Source organism: Microbacterium sp. NPDC090014, assembly GCF_044748285.1.
In the GTDB taxonomy this organism is placed as follows: domain Bacteria; phylum Actinomycetota; class Actinomycetes; order Actinomycetales; family Microbacteriaceae; genus Microbacterium.
On the sequence record NZ_JBIVFS010000001.1, the window covers coordinates 196,343 to 218,687 of the forward strand.

Genomic DNA, 22,345 nt, shown 5'->3' on the forward strand with positions numbered 1-22,345 from the left:
AGGACGCCGGTTGGAGGACATCCTCCCGACTGCCTCAGCGCACGATGCGCAGCGTCCGCACCTCGAACGGCCGCAGGCGCAGCTCTCCGCCGACGCGCGGGTCGTCGATCGCATCCTCGATCAGCGAGACCTCACGGATCTCCCTGTGCTCGAAGTCGGCGACCAGCGAACCGACGGCGCGGCGACCGAGCGCCTCGTAGAGACGGACGATGACGTCACCGGAGCCGTCATCCGCGAGCTTCACGCCCGACACCACGATGCCGTCGCCGTCGACGGACACGAGAGGTGCGACTTCGCGCTCGCCGTGCACGACCGTCGGCGCGGTGTTGAGTCGGATGCCCTCGGTCGTCGCGATCGCCGCATCGGCTCCGATCACGAAGCCGATCGTGATCTCGTGGTGCCCGTGATCGGTGTCGGGATCGGGGAACCGCGGTGCGCGCAGCAGCGAGAGCCGCACGGTGGTCGCGACCGCGTCGTCCGAGACCTCGCGCGAGGTGTCGTACCCGTAGATCGAGTCGTTCACGAGCGCTACGCCGAAGTCCTGCTCGCGCACCAGCACGAAACGGTGCATCGAGGTCTCGAACTTCGCAGCCTCCCAGCTGGTGTTCGTGTGCGTCACCCGCGACTGGTAGCCGAACTGCGTCTCGGCCTCGGTGTGTGTGGCCTGGATGTCGAGCGGGAACGCGAGCTTGAGCAGCTTCTCGGTCTCGTGCCAGTCCACGTCGTTGCGCAACAGCACGGTGCGCTCGCCCGGCGCGAGCGTGATGGTCTGCTCGATCGTCGACTCCGAGAACGCACGGGTCACGATGACGGTCGCGACCCCGTCGACGACGGATGCCGAGATCGACGCGACCGCGGTGAGGTCGTCGACGCTGTTGCGGTAGTAGCGATCGATGTCCCAGGCGTCCCACATGTTCGGGAAGTCCTGGTGCAGCTGGAACAGGTTCGCCGCCCGCCCCTCGGCCACCGCCTCTCGGCCCGACGCCTTGTCCACCGCCGAGACGACGAGTCCCTCGGCGGAGATCAGCACGGAGACCAGCTCGTTCTCGAGTCGCCAGCCGCCGTCTTCTCCTGCGAGCAGGACGGATGCCGGGGCCGGCGCCTCGACGAAGCCGGCGCCGAGGGCACGACCGCCGCCGACCGAGGTCGGCACGAACCGCAGCTCGCGCTCGCCTTCTCCCGCGAGGGAGCGGCGCGCGGCGTCGGCGAGCGCCTGCGCATCGGCGAGCACGCGCGAGAGGACCTCGACGGCCTCACGATGCACCCAGGCGATCGAGGTGCCGGGCAGGATGTCGTGGAACTCGTGCAGCAGCACCGTCTCCCACAGGCGGTCGAATTCGGCCTGGGGATATGCGGCGCCGGTGCGCACGGCATCCGTCGCCGCCCACAGCTCCGCCTCGACGAGTGCGTGCTCGCACCACCGGTGCAGCGCCTTGGTGGCGTGCTGGCTGGTGAGCGTTCCGCGGTGGAGTTCGAGATAGAGCTCGCCGACCCACACGGCCGGGTTCGGCAGCTCGGCCCTGGCCGCCTCGAAGAAGGTGTCCGGGTGCTCCCAGACGACCCGCGCGCTGCCTTCGAGGTTCTCGAGGCGCTTCGCCTTGCCGGTCATCTCGCGCGTGGTGCCACCGCCCCCGTCGCCCCAGCCCACCGGTGCGATCGACCGCGACGTCACGCGGTTCTCCTTGAACTGACGAGATGCCTTGGCGACTTCCATGCCACTCAGCTGCGAGTTGTACGTGTCCATCGACGGGAAGTGCGTGAACACCTGCGAGCCGTCGATGCCCTCCCAGAGGAAGCTGTGGTGCGGGAACACGTTCTGCTGATTCCACGAGATCTTCTGCGTGAAGAACCACTCGAACCCGGCCCGGCGCATGAGCTGCGGCAGCGCGGGCGAGTATCCGAAGCTGTCCGGCAGCCAGACGCCCTTCGAGCGGATGCCGAACTCGCGTTCGAAGAACCGCTGACCGAACGAGAACTGGCGCACGAGCGACTCGCCGGACGGCATCACGGTGTCGGATTCGACCCACATGCCGCCGAGCGGCAGGAATCGCCCGTCCGCGACCGCGGCCTTGACCCGGGAGTAGACCTCGGGCCGGTGCTCCTTGAGCCACGCGTACTGCTGCGCGCTCGACATCCCGTACAGGAAATCGGGCTGCTCGTCGATCAGCGTCGCCATCGACGACGTGGTGCGGGCGACCTTGCGGATCGTCTCGCGCACCGGCCACAGCCAGGCCGAGTCGATGTGCGCATGTCCGATCGCCGAGATGCGGTGGGCGCTGGCCTCGGCGGGCGCCGCGAGCGCCGGCGCCAGTCGAGCTCGGGCATCGGCAGCGGTCTCGACGATGTGCTGCAGGTCGAGCACGTCGAGGGCGTCGTCCATCGCCTGCAGGATCTGCATCCGTCGCGGCGAGGTCGCCGGCAGCTCGGCCTGGAGCTCGAACAGGACCTCGAGGTCGAGGGACAGCTCGAACACCTCCTGCTCGAAGACGGCGAGGTCGATGCGGCGGGTGCGATAGAGCGGTTCGCGGGAGGACGTGCGGATGTCGCCCTCCTGCGTCGGCAGGAAGGGGTGGTAGTCGAGCAGAACCGGGTTGGCGGCCGCCTCGAGGTAGAGCTCGACCGGCTCGTCGCCGTGCGCGGTCTCGGTGATCGGCAGCCACTGATTGCGTGGGTTGATGCTCTTCACCGGTGTTCCGTCCGGCCGGTAGACGAGCGCCTCGCACTGGAAGCCGGGCATGTTGATGTCGAACCCGAGGTCGATGACGGCCTCGACCCGACGGCCCGCCCAGTCGGCGGGCACTGCGCCGGTGATCTTGAACCAGGTCGTCGACCAGGCAGGACCCCACATGCTCGGCACGGATGCCGGGGCGAAGTCCAGTGCGAGCCCGTCGGCGGGACTGATCGGCTCGCCGGGGATCTGGTTGACCTCGACGGTGAGGGGGACGGCGGCCGAGTGGACGGCCGGGCGGATGCGCTCGTCGAGCACCCTCTTGACGCGGCCGACGGTGAGCGAGGTGTCGTCATGCATGTATCTGGTTCTCCGGGCTCGACGGTGAGTGGTGCATAGGCGGTGTGCGCGACTGGAGCCCGATTCTCGGGCAGGTGCCGACAATGCTATCGGATTTACTAAAGCGATCTAGTAAATCTCGCATCGAGCGTGTCAGACCCCTGTCGTGCGGCTACCGAGCGGCTAAACCGATCAAGTAGTGTGAGGCCCATGACCTCGGCCAAACGCGTCACCATCGCGGACATCGCGCGCATGGCCGGAGTCTCGCCCGGAGCAGTCTCGTTCGCGCTCAACGGACGCCCGGGGGTGAGCGACGAGACGCGCCAGCGGATCCTCGCGATCGTCGAGGAGAACCACTGGCAGCCGAGCTCGGCGGCACGCGCCCTCGTGGGAGCCCGTGCCAACACGGTCGGCTTCGCGCTCGCACGCCCCGCCCGTTCGCTGGGCTCCGAGGCCTTCTTCACCGACCTCATCGCGGGCATCGAATCCCGACTGTCGGAGAGCAAGGTCAGCCTGCAGCTGCGGCTGGTCACCGACATCGCCGAGGAGATGGAGGTGCATCGGCAGTGGCGCTCGTCGAACCAGGTCGACGGCATCATCCTCATCGACCCCCGCGACGACGACCCGCGCAGCGACCGGATCGCAGCCCTCGACGCCCGCGCCGTGTTGATCGGCTCCAAGCCCTCACCCGACGGAGCGGTGCCGAGCGTCTGGATCGCCGACGACGAGGTGGCCGAGACCCTCTTCTCGTACCTCGCCGCGCTCGGACACACCCGCATCGCCTACGTGGCGGGTCCCGCCGAGCTCGAGCACACCCGGCTGCGTGCCGAGGTGCTCGATCGCATGGCTGCGGACGGCGTCTCGAGCGAAGTGATCACGACGGACTTCTCCCCCGCACGCGCATCCGCGGTCACGCGATCGCTGCTCTCCGCGAGGCCCCGCCCGACGGCGATCGTGTACGACAACGATGTGATGGCCGTCGCCGGCCTCCGCGTCGCTCAGGAGATGGGCCGCGCGGTGCCCCGCGACGTGTCGATCGCCTCCTTCGACGACTCCGTCATCGCCGGCCTGATCAATCCGTCGATCACCGCGATGACCCGCGACACGTTCGAGCTCGGCGAGCAGGCCGCGACACTGCTGCTGCAGCAGATCGTCGCCGGGACCAACCTCCCGAGCGCGCAGGGCCCGACGCCGACGCTCACCGCCCGCGAGAGCACCGCCCCGCCGACGGCCGCGTCCTGACGGAGCCCTTCGGCCGCTACGGCGTCGCGCTCAGCCGCTGACGACGGTGTTGACGGAGCCGTAGGGGTCGACACCGCTCGTCGACAGATCAGGACGGATGAGGTGACGGATGCCGCGCGCGGCGAGCGCCGCGTCGTCGCGCACCGTCTGAGACGTCACGAAGGCGGGGTCGAGCCCGCGCTCGCAGGCATCCACCCACGCCTGGAACACGGCACCGCCCGGGCTCAGCGCCGCCCGGCTCACCGGCACCTCGCGCTCGTCGACGTCGACGACGATGGCCGTCTCCCGCTCCGGCGTGGCCGCCCGTTCGCGCAGTTCGGGGATCAGTTCGGCGAACCGGCGGCCGATCGGCTTGGCCGCACCGCTCTGATCGACCAGGCCCAGCGAGTACTCCAGTTCGGGGAAGTCGCCGAGCTCCCGGCTCACATCGTGCGAGCACCACCAGGTCACGCCCCAGAGGTTCTCGGTGCGCACCGCGGATCGCAGGGTCGCCTCGAGGAATCCGGGCATCTCGCGCTCGTCGAGGCAGTTCGACGGAGCGCCGACCTCCTGCAGCCAGACCGGTCGATCCCGATCCGTCGCGAAGGCGCGCGAGAGCTCGATGAGGTACTCGGCGTGGCGGTCGGAGGCGACCGAACGGCCGCCGTAGCGCTGAGCCGTGCCGTTGAAGATCCAGGAGTGGATGGTGGTCATCTCACCCAGCCGAGACGCGTGCGCGGGCGTGAAGCCGTGCCCGTCCATGTACCAGACCGCGTCGTACTCGCTGTGCACGTGCGAGAGGCCGGGGGCCGCGCCCTCGGCCGCGGAGAGCAGCGACTCGATCCAGTGCCCTGCCTCGTCGATCGTCACGGGCCACGGGGACGGGTGCGTGTGCGCCGAGAACTGGTTCGTCTCGTTGCCGAGCGTCAGGCCGAGGAAGTTCGGCGCATCGCGTAGCGCACCGGCCAGCGTCTGAACGAGGTCGACCTGCCCGCTGAGGGCCTTCGGATCGGTGAACATGTTGCGGTCGTGCCAGGTGTACAACCATGACGGGACGAAGTCGAAGCTCGACAGGTGCCCCTGGATCACGTCGACGCTGACGTCGAGCCCGAACTCGGCGCCGATGTCGACCATCGAGCGGACGTCGTCGATCGCCTTCGGGCGGATCAGAGTACGGTTCGGCTGCAGCACCGTCCACAACGGGAAGACCCGGACGTGATCGAGACCGAGCTCGGCGAGCGCCGCGAAGTCCCTGCGCACATCGTCGGGGGTGAAGTCGAGCCAGGAGTGCATCCAGTCCTTCGACGGCGTGTAGTTCGCCCCGAATCTCAGGCGAGCATCGAGAGCGCGGCGCTGCGTCATGTGTCCGGACCTTTCCGACAGAGCCCTCCGACGAGGACGTGGTCGCACCACTATAACGCTTGAGCAACAGACCGCTACCCGGAATACCGCGGCCCGCCGATGCACGAAGCCTCGAGACCTTGACAGCGACGGGATCGGATGGTTTCATCTGCTAAAGCGTTGTAGTCCGTTGGACGGACACCGCCAATCGCCCGCCTCGAGGAAGAAGCACGATGAAAGTTCCCGCACGCATTGTCGCTCTGGCAACATTCACGATCGGCGCCATGGCGCTCGCCGGCTGCACCGGAGGCGGTGCCACATCCGATGCCGACGGACCGATCGACACCTCCGGCGAGCTGAGCGGGACGATCCAGTTCCAGACCTGGTCGCTGAAGAACGAGAAGTTCACGCCCTACTTCGAAGACCTGATCGACGCGTTCGAGAAGGAGCACCCGGAGGTCACGGTCGAGTGGCTCGACCAGCCGGGCGACGGCTACCAGGAGAAGATCCTGAGCCAGGCGAACGCCGACACGCTGCCCGACGTGCTGAACCTGCCGCCGGACATCGCCTACCCGCTCGTCGCCGCCGGCAAGCTCGTCGACCTCGAGACGGCCGACCCCGACCTGAAGTCGGCATACAACACCGGCGCATGGGACGCCTACAGCCAGTACCCGGGTGTCGAGGGCACGTACGGTCTGCCCTGGTACCTGTCCAGCGACGCATCATGGTGGAACCTCGCTCAGCTCGCCCCCTACGGCGTCACCGAGGAGAACCTCCCGACGACGGTCGACGAGCTGCTCACCCTCGCGAAGGACGTCGCGACCGAGTCCGGCGGCAAGGTCCAGCTGCTGTCATCGATCCCGGCACTCGACACGTTCACGTCGGCCGGCATGGAGGTCATCAACGACGACGGCGAGTTCGACTTCAACACCGACGAGGCCGCGGCCATCATCGAGAAGTACGCCGACGCGTACGCGGCCGGAGCCATGCCGGCCGAGGCGCTGACCGGCGACTACGGCGGAAACGCCGAGGCGTACATCCAGGAGAAGGTGGCCTTCACGACCGGTGGCACTGGTTTCACGACCGACCTCGCGAAGGACGCGCCCGCCCTGCTCGAGAACACGGTCGCCACGCAGCGACTGGGCATCCCGCCGCTCTACGTGCAGGGACTGAACGTCTCGGCCGACTCCGACAACAAGGAGGCCGCCCTCGCGTTCGCCGAGTTCGCGACGAACGAGGAGAACCAGGTCGCGTTCTCATCGCTCGCGGTCGGCACCGCACCCGGCACCTCCGCCGGCGGCGACGCCGTCGTCGAGAACATCTCCTCGTCGATCACCGACGAGAAGCAGCTCTCCGCGATCGACACCGTGTTCACGGCCATGGAAGACGCCAAGGCGATCCCGTTCCAGTGGACCTCCGACATGGCGACGTACATGACCCAGCAGATCGCGCTCGCCGTCAACGGCGAGGCCGACGCGCAGGAGCAGCTCGACAAGATCGTCGAGTACGCCAACGCGAACCGCGTGGACCAGTAAGCCATGAGCGCGCACACCAGCATCCGGAGCCGGAGGACGACCATGCGATCGCACCGGTGGTTCACACCCTGGCTGCTCCTCGGCCCCGCCGTCGTCTGGGTGCTGGTGTTCGCGCTCTGGCCGTTCCTCAACACCGTCTTCCTGAGCTTCACGGACGCACGTCCCCTGCGGACCCCCGAGTTCGTCGGCGCCGCGAACTACGAGCGGATGTTCGGCGACGAGATGTTCTGGAACGCCCTCACCACGTGCATCATCTACGTGGTCGTCTGCGTGCCGTTGCTCACGATCCTTCCCCTGCTGCTCGCCCTGCTCGCGCAGAAGAAGCTGCCGGGCATCGCGTTCTTCCGCACCACCTTCTACTTCCCCGTCATCGCCTCGGTCGTCGTCGTCGCCCTGATCTGGACCTGGCTGTTCGACAGCCGCGGCATCATCAACCAGACGCTCGAGTTCCTCGGCCTCGTCGACAAGCCCATGGCGTTCCTCGTCGACCGGTGGCTGCTGCTCGGCTGCGCGATCCTGCTCACGGTGTGGAAGGGTCTGGGCTACTACATGGTCGTGTACCTCGCCGCGCTCGGCAATGTCGGCAAGGAGCTGCACGAGGCGGCCATGCTCGACGGCGCCGGCTCGTTCCGTCGCTTCCTGTCGGTGACGATCCCGTCGGTGCGCGGAGCGATGCTCCTCATCGCGGTGCTCATCGCCGTCTCGGCGATGAGAGTGTTCGCCGAGCTCGACGTGCTCTCCAAGAGCACCGGAGGTCCCGGTGGATACGACATGTCGCTGGTCATGCTGATCCGCCAGGTCGGCTCCGGCCTGAACGGCAACATCGGCTACGCCTCGGCGATCAGCGTCGCGCTGTTCCTCCTCACCCTCATCCCGCTGGCCGCGATCGCCTTCATGAATCGCGAGAAGAAGGCGAAGGTCTCCGCATGAGCACCCTCACTCCGCCCCGCATCGACGACGACCGTCGCCCTGACGATCAGCCGGCTGCGACCACGCGCGAACCCATCTTCCGCCGCCGCGGTTCCGGCGACTTCAGCAAGCCGACGCTCGGCGGGCTCATCGGCCGCTATGCGCTGCTGCTGCTCGTGCTGGTGCTCGTCATCGGCCCGTTCCTCTGGCAGCTCTCGACGTCGTTCAAGGGTCCGCAGGAGAACATCTACTCGTTCCCGCCCAACCTGATCCCCCGCGAGCCGACGCTGCAGAACTACGCCACGGTCGCCGAGATCGTGCCGGTGTACCTCTACGCCTGGCACTCGCTGCTCGTCTCGGTGGGTACCGTCGTCAGCAACGTGGTGCTCGCGACCTTCGCCGGCTACGCCCTCGGATGCATGCGGTTCCGCGGCAAGTGGATCGTCATGGCCATCCTGCTCTCGACCCTGCTCTTCCCCGGCGAGGTCACGGTGACGAGCAACTTCCTCACCATCCGCTCGCTCGGCCTCGCCGACACCCTGTGGGGCGTGTTCCTACCCGGCGCCATCAGCGCGATGAACGTGCTGCTCGTGGCCACCGCCTGCCGCATGATCCCGAAGGACGTGCTGGACGCCGCGACGGTCGACGGAGCGACGACCTGGCAGCGCATCCGTCACATCGTGTGGCCGAACATCCGCGGCATGGTCTCGGTGGTCGCGATCTTCGCCTTCATCGGCGCCTGGGACGACTACCTCTGGCCCCTCATCGTGCTCTCCGATCCGTCGAAGTACACGCTCACCGTCGGCATGGCCTACCTCAACAGCAGCTTCTCGGTCGACCCGCGCCTGATCGCGGCGGGCACCATGATCGCCCTCGTGCCGATCGTCATCATGTTCTCGTTCACGCAGCGGTTCTTCTTCAAGGGCGTGCAGGAGGGCGCGGTCAAGGGGTGAGCGACGCCCAGCTCACGCCCGCCGACGGACCCGCCGATCCTCCGTCGTCCCGCCCTCACGCCGGCGTGCTCCGCGGTGAGGTGTTCGCCTACTCGTTCGATCCGTCAGCGGGCGAACAGCGGATCGATGTTCCCGGACTCGCGGACGTCGCGATCAGCCCAGACACTCTGCTGCACTGGGCGTTCTACGCAGACGGCGACGCGGCGACCCTGGCTCCGCATGCCGCCCTCGCGGTGACCGTCGATGTCCGCGGAGACGGCGCGCGGCTCGGCGAGACAGCCGCCGTGCGTGACCGGTACGACTTCGCCATGACCGCCGATGCCCAGTTCGCGGCGCGCTGGAGCATGCCCGAGCAGTGGAACGCCGACACCGTGTCGCTGGCGCCGATGCTCTCCGGCTCGGCCCCGCGCACCTCCGCCACCGTCGAGCTGGTGCTCGGCAGCGGATCGCTGGCGGGGATGAGCGGACTGCCGCCGCGCGTCACGGGATTCGTGCAGGTCCTGGTCGAGGAGCAGGTCGAGCAGCAGCATGCCGTCGCCGACCCGCCACCGGTCGAGCGAGTGGACACTCGTCGCGGCAGCCACTCGGGCCCGCGCTTCTCGCGGGGCAACACCATCCCCGCCGTCGCCGTGCCGCACGGCTTCACCTTCGTCACCGCGGCGACCGATGCCTCGGACACGCGCTGGCCGTATCGGCCGAGCATCCACGACGATCCACCCGGGCGACGCCTCGAGGCCCTGCAGTTCTCGCACCAGCCGAGTCCGTGGATCGGCGACCGCTCGGTGCTCCAGCTCATGCCGTTCGACGGGCATCCGGCCTCCGAGCGCGCCGCGCGCCGCCGGTGGATCGCCCCGGGCACCGAGCGAGCACGCCCCCACGAGTACGCCGCCGATCTCGGTGATGGTCTGCGCGTGGAGATGACCGCGACGTCGCACACCGCCGCCTTCCGCGTGCATGGCGCAGACACTGACGCGATCGTCGGCTTCGTGATCGATCAGCCCACCGATGACGGCGAACTGCACTGGACCGACGGCGGTGGCTTCGAGGGGTGGACGCCCGAGGGATCCGAGGACTGGGGCAACTCCCCCCGCTGCTACTTCGCGGGCGCCGTGCTGCATGGCGAGGGCGACCCTGCGACGAGTCTGCACGGCGCCCTCGACGACGACGGACGGGCGCGGGTCGCGGGCTACGTCGCCGGCGACGGGTCGCTCGAGGTGCGCGTGGCCGTGTCGTTCCTGTCGGTGGAGCAGGCCAGGCGCAGTCTCGAGATCGAGTGTCCTCCGGGCATCGCATATGACGAGTTGCGAGCGGAAGCCGCAGCCTCCTGGAACCGGGTGCTGGGCCGCGTGACGATCCCGCCGCTCGACGCATCCGAGACCCCGTATCGCCGATTGGCCGACGAGGAGAATCGAAACCGGATAGCCGCCGCATTGCATCGGATGCATCTGTATCCGAACTCCGCCGCCGAGAATGCCGGCACGGCAGAGGCGCCGCGGCATCGCTTCGCCGACGTGTTCGCCCCACGCACGCCGTTCGGGGAGAGTGAGACGAGCGCGCCGATCGTCGACGGCGAGCTCATCGTGAACAACGGCTATTGGGACACCTATCGCACCGAGTGGCCGGCGCTCGCGCTGCTCGATCCCTCGCTGACCGGCAGACTGCTCGACGGCCAGCTCGAGCAGTACCGTCGCGGAGGGTGGATGGCGCGGTGGAGCGCGCCCGGATATGTCGACAGCATGGTCGGCACCTCCAGCGACCAGATCTTCGCCGATGCCGCCCGGTGGGGCGTGGCGTTCGACCGGGCGGAGGCGTTCGAGAGCGGATGGCGCAACGCCTGCGAACCCGGGCCCGATGCGCGACGCGGCCGCAAGGGCATCGCACGCGGACGCTTCACCGGCTACATCTCGTCCGAGGTGCCGGAGGGCATGAGCTGGACCGTCGAGAACGCGGTGAGCGACGCGGCGCTGGGCCGGTTTGCCGAGCAGCTGGCCCTCGAAGCCGAACGCGCAGCCGCTCCCGGCTCCGACCGCGATGCCCCTCGCTACCGCTCGTTCGCCCGCTATTTCGCCAACCGAGCGCGGTCGTATCGCACACTCTTCGACTCGGAATCCGGGTTCCTCCGCGGCAGGGATGCCGACGGCGACCTCGCCCCCGAGTTCGACCCGCGCACCTGGGGAGGCGACAACGTCGAGACGAACGCCTGGGGCATGTCGGTGGGCGCCGTGCACGACGGCGCCGGCCTCGCCGCGCTGCACGGCGGACGTGGGGCCTTCGGACAGCACCTCGACGCGCTCTTCGCCGAGCCGGAGACCGCCGACGAGCGATTCGGCGGGGCGTACGGCACCGTCATCCACGAGCAGCGCGAGGCGCGGGCCCTGCGCTCGGGCATGTGCGCGATCTCGAATCAGCCCGCCCATCACATCCCCTTCATGTACGCGTTCAGCGACCGGCCGTGGCGAGCCGGCGCGATCGTGCACGAGCTGGCCGGGCGTCTCTTCGCAGGCGCCCACATCGGACAGGGCTTCCCCGGCGACGAGGACAACGGCGAGATGAGCGCCTGGTGGCTGTGGGCCGCGCTCGGTCTCTACCCGCTCGAGCTCGCGTCCGGCGTGCTGAGGATCGGCTCGCCCCTCTTCGACGACATCCGCGTCGATCGCGCGGACGGCCGCTCGCTGCGCATCCGCTCTCATCGCCGAGAGCCGGGAGCGCACGTGCTGCAGCGTGCCCGGCTCGACGGGGTCGACCTGCCCAGGGCCGAACTTCCCGTCGACGCCCTCGCCGGGGACGCCCTCGTCGGGGACGTCGAGCTCGAACTGGTCTTCGGAACCGAGCCCGCGGATGCTCTCGAGACGGGTGATCGGATGACGGATGAGATCGCACCCTGGTGCCGCGATCTCACGGCAGACACAGGAGACGTCATCGCGTCGGCATCCGTCATCGATGCGGACCGCCTGTTCGACGACGGCGACCCGAGCGACCGGAGCGACCCGAGCGGTTCGAGCGGCGTCGTCCTGGCGGCCGGCGAATGGGCAGGATGGCGTTTCGCCGAGCCGCGCGCGGTCTCCGATCTCACAGTGACGATGGCCACCGGCGCCCCGTCGTCTCGGCTGCGATGGGAGATCCTCGACGCGGACGGATGCTGGGCGGCGGCTCCGACCGCCTACGACGCGGAGCTCCCGGCCGATCGCACGACCCCGTTCGAGCTGGTGTCGCGCGTCGTGACCCCGGCGATCCGCGTGCGAGCGGATGCCGAGGTCACGATCCGTCAGATCGAGGTCTTCGACCTCGGGTGATGGCCTCGAGCGCGGGTCGTCACTTCGACAGGACGAACGAGAGCTCGGTGACGTTGCCGGCGACGTCGACCACCTGCAGCGTGTTCTCCCCCATGACCGCACCGAAGACACCGGGCTTCACGAAGTTCAGGTCGCTCCACGCGTTGTCCGCGAGGTCCTTGACGACCCCGTTCACGGAGAGCCGGTCGATCTTGCCTTCGTCGAAGAGCTTGTAGCTCACGCGCTGGTAGCTGCCATCGGCCTCGACCTTGGTGAATCGCGCGCCGTCCTTGATCGTGACGGTCGGCGGGGTGGTGTCGCGAGGCCCCGCCCGGTACTCCGTCGCCTCGCCCTTCAGCGCCTCGGTGATGCCCGAGAGATAGGCCGACTGATCGGTCGCGGTGAGGTTGTAGGCGACATAGACGCCGTAGCCGTCGGCGACCGTGCGGGTCGCGAAGTCCTCCGCCGTCGCGGCGCTCGTGTTCGAGAGGTCGATCGCCGCTGCCCCGAGTCGGGTGCGGTCCTCCAGCCCCGGAACGGTGGGCGCGTCATAGGTCGGGTAGTACGGGTTCCAGGCGTAGTCGAGCACGCCGGCCGCGTCGAACAGCGTGAAGTCGGTCGTCGTGTAGCTCGGACCGATCGCATACAGACTGATGATCTTGTCGGGTCCGAGACGGTCGCGCAGCGCCGTGGCCAGCCATCCGAACGACTGCGGGTTGGGCTGCGGGGTGCCGTTCGCCCCGTATTCGGTCCACTCGTCGTCGAAGTCGATGCCGTCGAGACCATAGGTCGTCACGGCGTCGGCGAGCTGCGCGGCGAACGCATCCGCCTGCGTATAGGAGGTGAAGTTCGCGAATCCCGCACCCTGATGGTTGCCGAGCACCGAGAGCAGCACCTTGGTGCCGTTCTCCTGCACCGGACGGATCTGCGTCTCGGCGTCGTCGAGCGTCTCGGTGACCCGCTCGTTGAAGTGCAGGTACGCCTTCTCGCCGTCGTAGTTGATGTTGGCGGCGAAGATCATGGCCATGTCGATGGCGGCGTCTCCGGACTCGGCAAGGGTGTAGTCGGCGACGTTGGCTAAATCGTTCGAGTTCACCTCGACGTACACGGCGAGCTGCGGGTCGACCGGCTCGGTCGTGTCGGCGGCGGCACCCGCGGTTCCGGCGAGTATGCCGGCAGCAGCGGTGGCGAGCACTCCGAGACCGGCGATGCCCTTTCGGAACCGGTGATTCCTGACGTTCTGGCTCATGACTGATCGTCTCCTTCGGCGTCGTTGTCGAATCCGGTCGCGCCGTCGCGACCTGTCGCCGACTATAGCGCTTAAGTGATGTGACGGGAAGGCAGAGAAGAAGGGGCGGATGCCGCAGCATCCGCCCCTTCTCGACCGCCTGGATCCCTCCGCTCAGATGGTCACATCTCCGACGAGATTGACCTGGATGCCCATGCCCGCGAACATCGCGGCCTTCGCGATCAATGCCTTGTCGGCCGTCTCGGCGTCGGGCGCATAGACGAGCTGCGCGTGGTTGGCCTTGTGGCGGGCCATGAACTGGTCGCGCGAGATGCCGTGCAGCACGACGTGCGCGATCGGCCACTCCGGGTTCGTGGCATCCTTGCGTCGCTGCGTCTCCTCCGCAGGCAGCTCCACCACGGAGGCGCGGAAGATGTCGGCCTGCAGGATGCCGTCGGCTATGAACACGCGCGACAGCACGATCTCGCCGGGCTTCGAGACGCCGTTGATCGTGGCGCCGCCCGCAGGGAAGAAGACGTGACCCTGTCGCCAGCCCTCGGCGTTCTGCCATCCGCCGAGATGCGAGGCGGGCACCGAGCCCGAGATCTCGTAGACCCAGACGAACTCTCCGTCGAAGTCCTCGCCCCAGCGCACGTCGTGCAGGGTGTTGTCGGGCACCAGACCCATGGCGCGCCAGACGCGGTCGGTGACGAGGGCGTCGACCGCCACACCTTCGTCAGCCTCGTTGAAGTGCGGGAATGCCCGGCCGTCGTGCAACACCCGCGAACCGTCGCGAGAGGTGACGGGAGGACGCTCGGTCGAATTCAGGATGCCCTCGGCGAGGTCCGATGCAGGGACGAGGTCCTTCAGGCCCTGCTGGTACTGGATGCCGACAGCGTCGAGCCCGAAATCGTCGGCGATGCGGAGTGCGGCGATGTACATCTTCAGCTGCCACTGCACCTGCTCACGGGTCAGCTCGGTGGCGGCATCCTCGCCGTAGCGGAAGGTCATGCCGGCGTCGATCAGCCAGTCGTAGGCGGCATCCGCCTCATCCTCGCCGACCTCGAGCATCTCGGCGTACAGCGCGGACTGCGAGAGGCGCTCCTTGTAGATGCCCGTCTGGTTGAGCAGCTCGTCGTCGAAGATCGCGTTGTACATGCCCATGCAGCCCTCGTCGAAGACGCCGATGATGGCCTTCTCGGCGCGCAGCTCGGCGGCGAGCGCCTCACCCAGCTGCTTCTCGGGGCTGTCCGGCAGCTCGGGCAGAGGACGCACATGCGAGGCGTCATGGGTGATCGACCCGGTCTCCGTCCACTCCCTGATGCCATCCGTGAACCAGTCGTCGGTGAAGTCGACCGACCAGATCGTCGAATAGGGCTTGCCCATCTTGGTGAGGCCGGCATTGAGGCCGAGGAGTCCGACCAGGCCGGGCCAGTCCCCCGCGAAGTTCGCGACCGTGAGGATCGGCCCCTCGTGCGTGCGCAGTCCTGCGAGCACGTGGTGCGAGTACTGCCACACGGCCTCGGCGACGATCAGCGGAGCATCCGTCGGGATGTTCTTGAAGACCTCGAGGCCCATGCGCTGGCTCGAGATGAAGCCGTGGCCGGTCTCGGGATCGACGTCGTTGGCTCGGACGACGCTCCAGCCGAGCTGTTCGAAGACGCCGGTGACGCCCGCTTCGAGCTCGACCTGCACGGGCCAGCCGCCCGTGTTCGCGGCTTCGCGCAGGTCGCCGGAGGCGATCAGGTACGCGGTCTTCGGCGCGGACACCGGTCGGGATGCCGTCGTCGGCAGGGTATAGGTCATGACTCGCGTCCTCCTTGATCGCACGTGTCCTGCAACTGTACGTGAAATCGGTTTCAGCACGCAAGCACCCGGACCGGGCGTCGTGTGCGTCAGCGCGTGGCGGTCGCCCCGGCGCGGGCGGGCTGGACCTCGGCCGGCAGCACCACGATGCGCGACGGACCGCCGGCCCCACCGATGCGCTCGAGCAGCATCCGCGCCGCCCGGACTCCCATCTCGCGCGCCGGGAGGCGCACGACGGTCACCGCTGTGGGCGAGAGGGTGGTGAACGGCAGCGAGCCGATCACCGCCACGCCGACCCGCGGCGGGGTCAGGCCGTGCTCCGTCAGCACCTGGATCGCACCGACGCCGATCAGGTTGTTGCCCGCCACCACCGCGTCCGGCGGCTCCGGGAGCGCGAGCAGCTCTTCCATGGCGCCCCTGCCTCCGTCGACGCGGAAGGTCGCGAAGCGCAGCAGCTCATCGGCATCGACCTCGGGGGCGCGCGCCGCGAGCGCAGACCGCCAGCCGGCAGCGCGCTCTGCGGCCGTGTCGATCCCCTCTGGACCGCCGATGTACGCGACCCTCCGGAATCCGGCGGCGAGCAGCGCTTCGGTGGCCGATGCCCCGGCCTCGCGATTGGCCATGACCACACCGTCGACGTCGTAGACCGTATGCCGATCGACGGCGACGACGGGGCGCCCCGTGTCGAGGATGCCGTCGAGCCTCGTGCGTTCGGACGCGGGGGCGATGATCACGCCCGACATGTGCTCGGAGACCGCGATCTGGAGGTAGGTCGTCTCCTTCTCGGGCTGCGAGTCGGAGTTGCAGAGCACGACCGAGTATCCGGCCTCGGACGCGACGTCCTCGACGCCTCTGGCCATCTCGGTGAAGTAGGGGTTCTCGATGTCGGGGATCACCAGCCCGATGACCTCGGACCTCTGCCGCCGCAGATTGCGAGCCGTGCGGTTGGGCGTGAAACGCAGCTGCTCGGCGGCCCGGCGCACCGCCTCGACCTTCGCGGCGGAGACGCTGGTGCCGTTGAACACCCGCGAGACGGTGGCGGGCGAGACCTGCGCGAGTCGAGCGACATCGTAGATCGTGGCCATCGGCACACTGTAACCGGTTTCAGGTCGCCACGGAGAGTTCGTCTGCGCCGGCGCGTCAGTCGGCCAGCATCCGATCCCGCACCTGCCTGCGCAGGACCTTTCCGATGAGCGAGCGGGGCAGCTCGTCCACGACCGTGATGCGCTTGGGCACCTTGTAGGGCGTCAGCCGCGTGCGGCAGAAGTCGCGCAGCGCACCGGTGTCGAGCACAGCTCCCTCGCGGAGCACGACCGCAGCGGCGATCTCCTCTCCCCCGCTCGACCGCGGAAGGCCGACGACCGCGGCCGCGACCACGTCCGGGTGCGCTTCGAGCGCGTCCTCGACCTCGCTGGGCGACACGTTGAAGCCGCCCGTGATGATGAGCTCCTTGAGGCGGTCGACGATCGTGACGAAGCCGTCGACCGAGACCTCGGCGATGTCGCCTGTGCGCAGCCATCCGTCAGCCAGCAGGACATCGGCGGTGTCGCCGGGACGGCGCCAGTACCCCTGGAAGACCTGCGGGCCGCGGATGAGCAGCTCGCCTCGTTCGCCGACGGGCAGGTCGACGTCGGTGTCGGCGGGGTCGACGACGCGGATCTCGGTGCTCGGGAAGGGCACTCCGACCGTGCCAGGGCGCCTGCTCCTGCCCATCGGGTTGCCGAGCGCGACGGGCGAGCTCTCGGTCATGCCATAGCCCTCGACGAGCAGACCGCCGGTGGCCTCCTCCCACCGCTGCACTGTCGCGACGGGAAGGCTCATCGCCCCGGAGATGGCGAATCGGACGGTCGAGAGGTCGATGGTCCCCCGCGATGCGGCTCGGGCGAGCTGGTCATAGATCGGCGGGACCGCGGGCAGGAACGTGGGCGGACTGGTGCGGGCCGCCTTCGTGACCAGGCCGAGGTCGAACGTCGGGAAGAGCACCAGCTTCGCGCCGATGCTCATCGCGAAGGTCAGGCACAGCGTCATGCCGTAGGCGTGGAACAGCGGCAGCACGCCGTAGAACGTCTCCTCGCCGTCGACCAGACCGGGCACCCATGCCTGGCCCTGCATCGCGTTGGCGCGCAGGTTCGCGTGAGTGAGGATCGCGCCTTTGGGCGTGCCCGTGGTTCCGCTCGTGTACTGCAGCAGGGCGGTGTCGTCGAGCGTCGGGCCGGCGACCTTGCGCGAGAGCGGCCGATGGTCGACCAGCTTCCTCCAGGCCACTGCTCGCCGTGTCCGCGGGGTGGCCGTCAGCTTCGCGCGCGCCGCGCGCGCCTTCGGGATGGGCAGGCGCAGCAGCATCCGCTGAGCGGCGGGCATCGCCTCGGTGAGGTCGACGCTCACGATGTGCTCGACTCGCAGATCGGAGGGGAACTCGGCGATCGTGTCGACCGTCTTGTCCCAGACGATCGCGACCTTCGCTCCGTGATCCTCGAACTGGTGCCGCAGCTCCCTCGCCGTGTAGAGCGGGTTGTGCTCGACGACGATCGCTCCCAGGCGCAGCGCCGCGTAGAACGCCACGACGTGCTGCGGGCAGTTCGGCAGCACGAGGGCGACCCGGTCACCCTTGTGCACGCCCAGGCGCCTCAGCCCCTCGGCAGCGCGCGCGATCCGGTCGCCGAGCTCGCGGTAGGTCGTGACTGCACCGAAGAACTCGAGCGCCGGTCGACGAGCGAAAGCGGCGATGCTCGCCGACATCATCTCCGGCAGCGTCTGCGTCGGAGCGTCGATCTCGGCGGGCACACCGTCCGCGTAGGAGTCGAGCCATGGCCGGGATTCATACGGGGAGTCGGACATGGGTCCATCCTGCCCCGACCGGCTGTGAGCCGGCCCGCCCCACGCGGCGCGAGATGCGAGCGGCTAGCTGTGCGCCGCCACCACCTGCGCGACGGCGCGACGCTCGTCGTCCGTCGGTTCGGCGATCGCCATGCGGCAGTGGGTGTCGACCACATCGAGCACGCGGTAGGCCTCTTTCATCCGCGCCATGTCGCCGCCGATGAGCGACACGACATCGTCGACCGCGGCCTGAGCGACCGCGATGGCGTCGGCATCGCCGGAACGGCCGGCGTCGGCCAGGGCACGGAAGGGCTTCGGGGTGACCGAGGAGACGCCCGAGACGACACCCTGGGCACCCACCTGCACGGCCGCGATCAGGTCGCGGTCGGCGCCGGTGTAGAGGTCGAAGTCGACGGGCACCGCGGCCCTGTAGGCGGCGATGTCGTCGAGCGACAGCTCGCTGATCTTCGCGCCCACGATGTTCGGCAGCGCGGCAAGCCGCGTCAGCAGCTCGACCGACACCGGATTCCCGCTGCGCGCGGGATAGATGTAGACGTAGAGACGACCGTCGCCGATCGCGCTCGACAGCGCCTCGTAGTACTCGAAGATCGACTCGTCCGTGGCCTTGAGGTAGTAAGGGGTGAGGGCGGCGAATTCGGTCGCACCCAGTCCCTTCGCGATCTCTACGAGACGCAGCGCCTCGAAGGTGCTCGGCTGGCCGACGTGCACGACGACGCGCATGCGGTCCTTCAGCTCGGCCAGCGCGGCCTCGACGATCGCCGCGAACTCGGTCGCGTCGACGGCAGGGAACTCGCCCGTGGTGCCGAGGACGAAGGCGCCCTCGTTGCCCGATTCGGCGACGAAGCGGAAGATCGCTCGCGATCCCTCGAGGTCGAGTGCGCCGTCGCTGTGGAAGGCTGTGGGCACGGCGGTGAGGATGTCGTAGCGGGTCACTTCTCGTTCTCCTTGGAGTTCTTGCGGGTCTTGCGCGGGCGCCTCGTGGCGGCCGGGACGCTGCGGACGGTCGATGTGAGCAGGTCGGGGTCGGCGGCGAGCTCGCCGTGCGCCTTCTCGATCTGCTCCCGGCTCTCGGCATCGAGGATCGAGTCCTCGAGTGAGCCGCGCTCGGCACGGGGTGTGCGGGCCGCGCGGATCGCCGGCATGACGATCGAGAGCACGGCGAGCGCGAGCAGCACGATCGCGATGGGACTGACGACCTCGAAGAACGGCCGCGTGGGCAGGATCGCCAGCGTGCGAGCCAGGTTCTCCTCGGCCAGGGGGCCGAGCAGCAGGCCGAGCACGATCGGCCCGGCCGGCACCTGCATCCGCTTGAGCAGCACTCCGATGACACCGAACACGAGCATCGTGACGACGGTCGACAGACTGTTCGAGGTGGCGTACGTGCCGATGATGCAGAAGATCAGGATGCCGCTCCACAGGTAGGGCTGCGGCACGTCGAGCAGCTTCACCATGCCCTTCATGCGCACGAGGCTCAGCCCGAGGGAGAGCAGGGTCGCGACGAGCATGATGCCCACGATCGAGACGACGAGGTCGGGGCGGTTGGTGAACAGCGTGGGTCCGGGGGTGATGCCCCAGATGATCATCGACCCGATCATCACCGCCATCACCGAGTCGCCGGGGATGCCGAGGGCCATCGTGGTCGTGAGGGAGCCGCCGAGCGTGGCGCTGGACGCGGTGTCGGACGCCGCGACGCCCTCGATCGAGCCCTTGCCGAACATCTCGGGGTGCTTCGATGCCTTGCGGGCTCGTTCCCATCCGATCAGACCGGCGATGTCGCCACCGGCTGCCGGGATGAGCCCGACCCCGAGACCGACGGCGCCGCCGACCGCGGTGGCTCGACCGCTCTGCTTCAGCTCGGCGCGATTCGGCCACCAGCGGCCGAGGCTCGAGATCGGTCGCACGTGCGACTTGCGATACGTGAGCAGCTGGTCGAAGAGCTCGGCGATGCCGAAGAGTCCGATGATCACGGCGATGAAGTTGACGCCCTCGACCAGCTCGAGCACTCCGAAGGTGAATCGCTGGTCCGCCGTGGCGGCATACGTTCCGACGGTGCCGAGCATCAGGCCGAAGAGACCGGCGAGGATGCCCTTGAGCATCGACTTCGACGAGATCCCGATCATGATCGCGATGCCGAACACGACGAGCGCGAACAGCTCGGGCGACTTGAAGTAGTCGCGGGCGAAGCTGGCGATCGGCACGGCGGCGACTGCGAAGAGCACGAGGGAGGCGAGGATGCCGACGGCCGAGACGATCGCCGAGATCGTCAGCGCGAGACCGGCTCGCCCCTGCTTCGCCATCGGATAGCCGTCGAGAGTCGTCGCGATCGACGCGGGAGTGCCGGGGGTGTTGATGAGGATCGACGGCACGCGGTCGCCGAAGTTCGCGGCGACGTAGATCGTCAGCAGCACCGCGAGGCCCTGCACGGGCTCCAGCGTGAGCGTGAATCCTGCGGCGAGAGCGACCGCCATGGTCGCGGTGATGCCGGGGAAGGCGCCGACCATGAAGCCGAGCAGCAGCCCGACGAGCATGTACAGCAGGATCGAGATGTCGAGGAGCGAGTTCAGCCCCTCCATGAGCGCGTTCACAGCGGGATCCTCAGGAGCATGCCGAACACCACGTAGACGAACGCGGTGACGGAGACGGAGTAGATGATCAGGCTCAGCCACCGGCGGTGCCCGTAGAGGAGCATGAGAGCGGCCATCAGCACGGCGGCGGCGATCGGGAAGACCTCGATGCGGTAGCCGAAGAGGATGACGGATCCGAGCGACCACACCGCGATGAAGGCCCCGGCGATCAGCAGGGTGGCGATGACGCGGACCACGCCGCCCGGCTGGATGCGGTCGAGGTCTTCGCGGCCGGGAGCGGGGCGGGTGATTGCCAGAGCCAGGATCACGAGCGAGACGACGACCGCCGTGACCGCGAGGACCATGGGCCAGAAGCGCGCGTCGATCTGTCCGGGCAGTGCCTCTCGGCGCAGCGGGATCTGCGTGGCCAGGAAGAGATAGCCGGCGCTGAACGCCAGGGCGACGGCGCCGAAGACGATCTCGAGCGGTCGCGAGGGCGGTGCCCCCTGGTGCGCGTCCTGCTCGATCGCAGGAGTGACATCGGCGTGGGACATGGTGCTCCTTCCCTGGTCTGACGTGCGGCGACGGACTGCGGGGCCGGCGTGCGGCCGACCCCGCAGTCGGAGCCGGTCAGCCCAGGAGGTCCTTGAACAGGTCGAACTGCTCGTTCACGAACGTCGTCCACTCGGCCGAGTCGCGGTAGACCACGAGGTTGCCGGCATCCTTCTGGAACTGCTGGTAGGTGTCGGACTCGACGGCCTCCTTGACGGCGGCCTCGAGCTCGCTCTTCACGTCATCCGGCAGGCCCTTCGGGGCGTAGATGCCGCCCCAGCCGCCGAAGACCACGTCTTCGCCGATCGCCTCGTCGGCTGTCGGCACGTCCTCGGCGTCGGGGTGACGCTCGTCGTTGAGGACTGCGAGGATGCGCACGGCCTCGCCCTGCGCGAGAGCCTCGCCCAGGCCGGACACGGCGGCGACGGTCTCACCGGAGGCGGCGGCGGCGACGGCCGTCGCTCCACCGTCGTAGGGAACCGGCGTGAACGCGGCACCGGTCGCGTCGCCGAGGCCGATCGTCGCGGCCTCCCAGATGGAACCCGCGCCGGAGTTGGCGACGGTGACGGCGCCGGCCTCGGCCTGGGCGACCAGGTCTTCCAGAGTCTCGATGCCGCTGTTCGCGCCGACCGTGACGACACCGGGGGCGAGCATGATCTGGCCCAGCAGGTCGAAGTCCTCGGGCAGCACGTTCGCGCTCTGCGTGGTGTTGAGCATCGCGATCTCGACCGGGGCGAACCCGATGACGTAGCCGTCCGGATCCTGCGATCCGACGTACTCCATCGCGAGAGCCCCTGCCGCACCCGGCATGTTCTCGGGGATCACGCTGACGCCGAGGATGCCCTCGAGCTCGGTCGCGAGGGCACGCGACGACAGGTCGGATCCACCGCCCGGGTTCGCCTGGATGATCAGACGGATGTCATTCTCGGGAAAGGCGGATTCCGCGTCTTCACCCTCTTCGACCTTCGTGCAGGCCGACAGGACGAGAGCGGTGGCGGCGACGGCCGCGAGAGCGGCGGCGGCCCGGGTGATGCGCTTGCGGGGCATCTTTGCTCCTCTACGTGGGTCGACCTTGTTGTCGACCCCCTGACCGTATCAGTGTTGACTGTTAACAGTCAA

15 protein-coding genes are annotated in these 22,345 nt (G+C 68.6%); 5 read left to right on the forward strand and 10 right to left on the reverse strand.

Annotation, left to right across the window (positions count from 1 at the left end; all coding sequences use genetic code 11):
- Positions 1-34: 34 nt before the first annotated feature.
- Positions 35-3,028 (reverse strand): glycoside hydrolase family 38 C-terminal domain-containing protein, encoded by a 2,994-nt coding sequence (locus ACIPV5_RS00925; RefSeq protein ID WP_285363449.1) that lies wholly within the window; start codon positions 3,026-3,028, stop codon positions 35-37.
- A 189-nt stretch (positions 3,029-3,217) separates the two neighbouring features.
- Between ACIPV5_RS00925 and ACIPV5_RS00930 the strand changes: the two genes are divergently transcribed.
- Positions 3,218-4,249 carry a LacI family DNA-binding transcriptional regulator gene (locus ACIPV5_RS00930; RefSeq protein ID WP_053098044.1) on the forward strand — a complete coding sequence of 344 codons (1,032 nt, stop codon included), beginning with the start codon at positions 3,218-3,220 and terminating at the stop codon, positions 4,247-4,249.
- 30 nt (positions 4,250-4,279) lie between these two features.
- Here ACIPV5_RS00930 and ACIPV5_RS00935 read toward each other — a convergent pair whose 3' ends face one another.
- The gene (locus ACIPV5_RS00935; protein WP_053098045.1) at positions 4,280-5,590 is read right to left on the reverse strand and encodes a hypothetical protein; all 1,311 of its coding nucleotides are present in this window, start codon (positions 5,588-5,590) and stop codon (positions 4,280-4,282) included.
- A gap of 212 nt (positions 5,591-5,802) precedes the next feature.
- On the opposite strand from ACIPV5_RS00935, the gene ACIPV5_RS00940 reads away from it, so the two are divergent.
- Genes ACIPV5_RS00940 through ACIPV5_RS00955 form a run of 4 tightly spaced genes read left to right on the forward strand, consistent with a single transcriptional unit; the run spans position 5,803 to position 12,259 of the window.
- On the forward strand, positions 5,803-7,104 hold the full coding sequence (locus ACIPV5_RS00940) for an ABC transporter substrate-binding protein (protein ID WP_187249283.1): 1,302 nt from the start codon (positions 5,803-5,805) through the stop codon (positions 7,102-7,104).
- 3 nt (positions 7,105-7,107) lie between these two features.
- Complete coding sequence (locus ACIPV5_RS00945) at positions 7,108-8,034, forward strand: carbohydrate ABC transporter permease (RefSeq protein WP_400339019.1); 927 nt, start codon at positions 7,108-7,110, stop codon at positions 8,032-8,034.
- Positions 8,031-8,966 carry a carbohydrate ABC transporter permease gene (locus ACIPV5_RS00950; protein ID WP_198032348.1) on the forward strand — a complete coding sequence of 312 codons (936 nt, stop codon included), beginning with the start codon at positions 8,031-8,033 and terminating at the stop codon, positions 8,964-8,966. Before ACIPV5_RS00945 ends, ACIPV5_RS00950 begins: the two co-directional genes overlap by 4 nt.
- Positions 8,963-12,259, forward strand: a complete 3,297-nt coding sequence (locus ACIPV5_RS00955; protein WP_400339023.1) for a GH92 family glycosyl hydrolase — start codon at positions 8,963-8,965, stop codon at positions 12,257-12,259. Before ACIPV5_RS00950 ends, ACIPV5_RS00955 begins: the two co-directional genes overlap by 4 nt.
- 19 nt (positions 12,260-12,278) lie before the next feature.
- Here ACIPV5_RS00955 and ACIPV5_RS00960 read toward each other — a convergent pair whose 3' ends face one another.
- The 8 genes from ACIPV5_RS00960 to ACIPV5_RS00995 form a co-directional block, all read right to left on the reverse strand.
- On the reverse strand, positions 12,279-13,487 hold the full coding sequence (locus ACIPV5_RS00960; RefSeq protein WP_400339025.1) for an endo-beta-N-acetylglucosaminidase H: 1,209 nt from the start codon (positions 13,485-13,487) through the stop codon (positions 12,279-12,281).
- Positions 13,488-13,640: 153 nt separating this feature from the next.
- Positions 13,641-15,272 carry a fucose isomerase gene (locus tag ACIPV5_RS00965; RefSeq protein ID WP_400339027.1) on the reverse strand — a complete coding sequence of 544 codons (1,632 nt, stop codon included), beginning with the start codon at positions 15,270-15,272 and terminating at the stop codon, positions 13,641-13,643.
- An 89-nt stretch (positions 15,273-15,361) separates the two neighbouring features.
- Positions 15,362-16,357: a LacI family DNA-binding transcriptional regulator gene (locus ACIPV5_RS00970; RefSeq protein WP_400339030.1), complete on the reverse strand. Its 996-nt coding sequence runs from the start codon at positions 16,355-16,357 to the stop codon at positions 15,362-15,364.
- Between the two features lie 55 nt (positions 16,358-16,412).
- Entirely contained in the window at positions 16,413-18,110 is a 1,698-nt protein-coding gene (locus ACIPV5_RS00975; protein WP_053098051.1) for a long-chain-fatty-acid--CoA ligase, read from the reverse strand.
- Positions 18,111-18,173: 63 nt separating this feature from the next.
- On the reverse strand, positions 18,174-19,043 hold the full coding sequence (locus tag ACIPV5_RS00980; RefSeq protein WP_400339033.1) for a dihydrodipicolinate synthase family protein: 870 nt from the start codon (positions 19,041-19,043) through the stop codon (positions 18,174-18,176).
- Entirely contained in the window at positions 19,040-20,695 is a 1,656-nt protein-coding gene (locus tag ACIPV5_RS00985) for a tripartite tricarboxylate transporter permease (RefSeq protein WP_053098053.1), read from the reverse strand. Before ACIPV5_RS00985 ends, ACIPV5_RS00980 begins: the two co-directional genes overlap by 4 nt.
- Positions 20,692-21,228 carry a tripartite tricarboxylate transporter TctB family protein gene (locus tag ACIPV5_RS00990; protein ID WP_056275260.1) on the reverse strand — a complete coding sequence of 179 codons (537 nt, stop codon included), beginning with the start codon at positions 21,226-21,228 and terminating at the stop codon, positions 20,692-20,694. Before ACIPV5_RS00990 ends, ACIPV5_RS00985 begins: the two co-directional genes overlap by 4 nt.
- A 76-nt stretch (positions 21,229-21,304) precedes the next feature.
- Positions 21,305-22,273, reverse strand: a complete 969-nt coding sequence (locus tag ACIPV5_RS00995) for a tripartite tricarboxylate transporter substrate binding protein (RefSeq protein WP_053098055.1) — start codon at positions 22,271-22,273, stop codon at positions 21,305-21,307.
- Between the last annotated feature and the right edge of the window lie 72 nt (positions 22,274-22,345).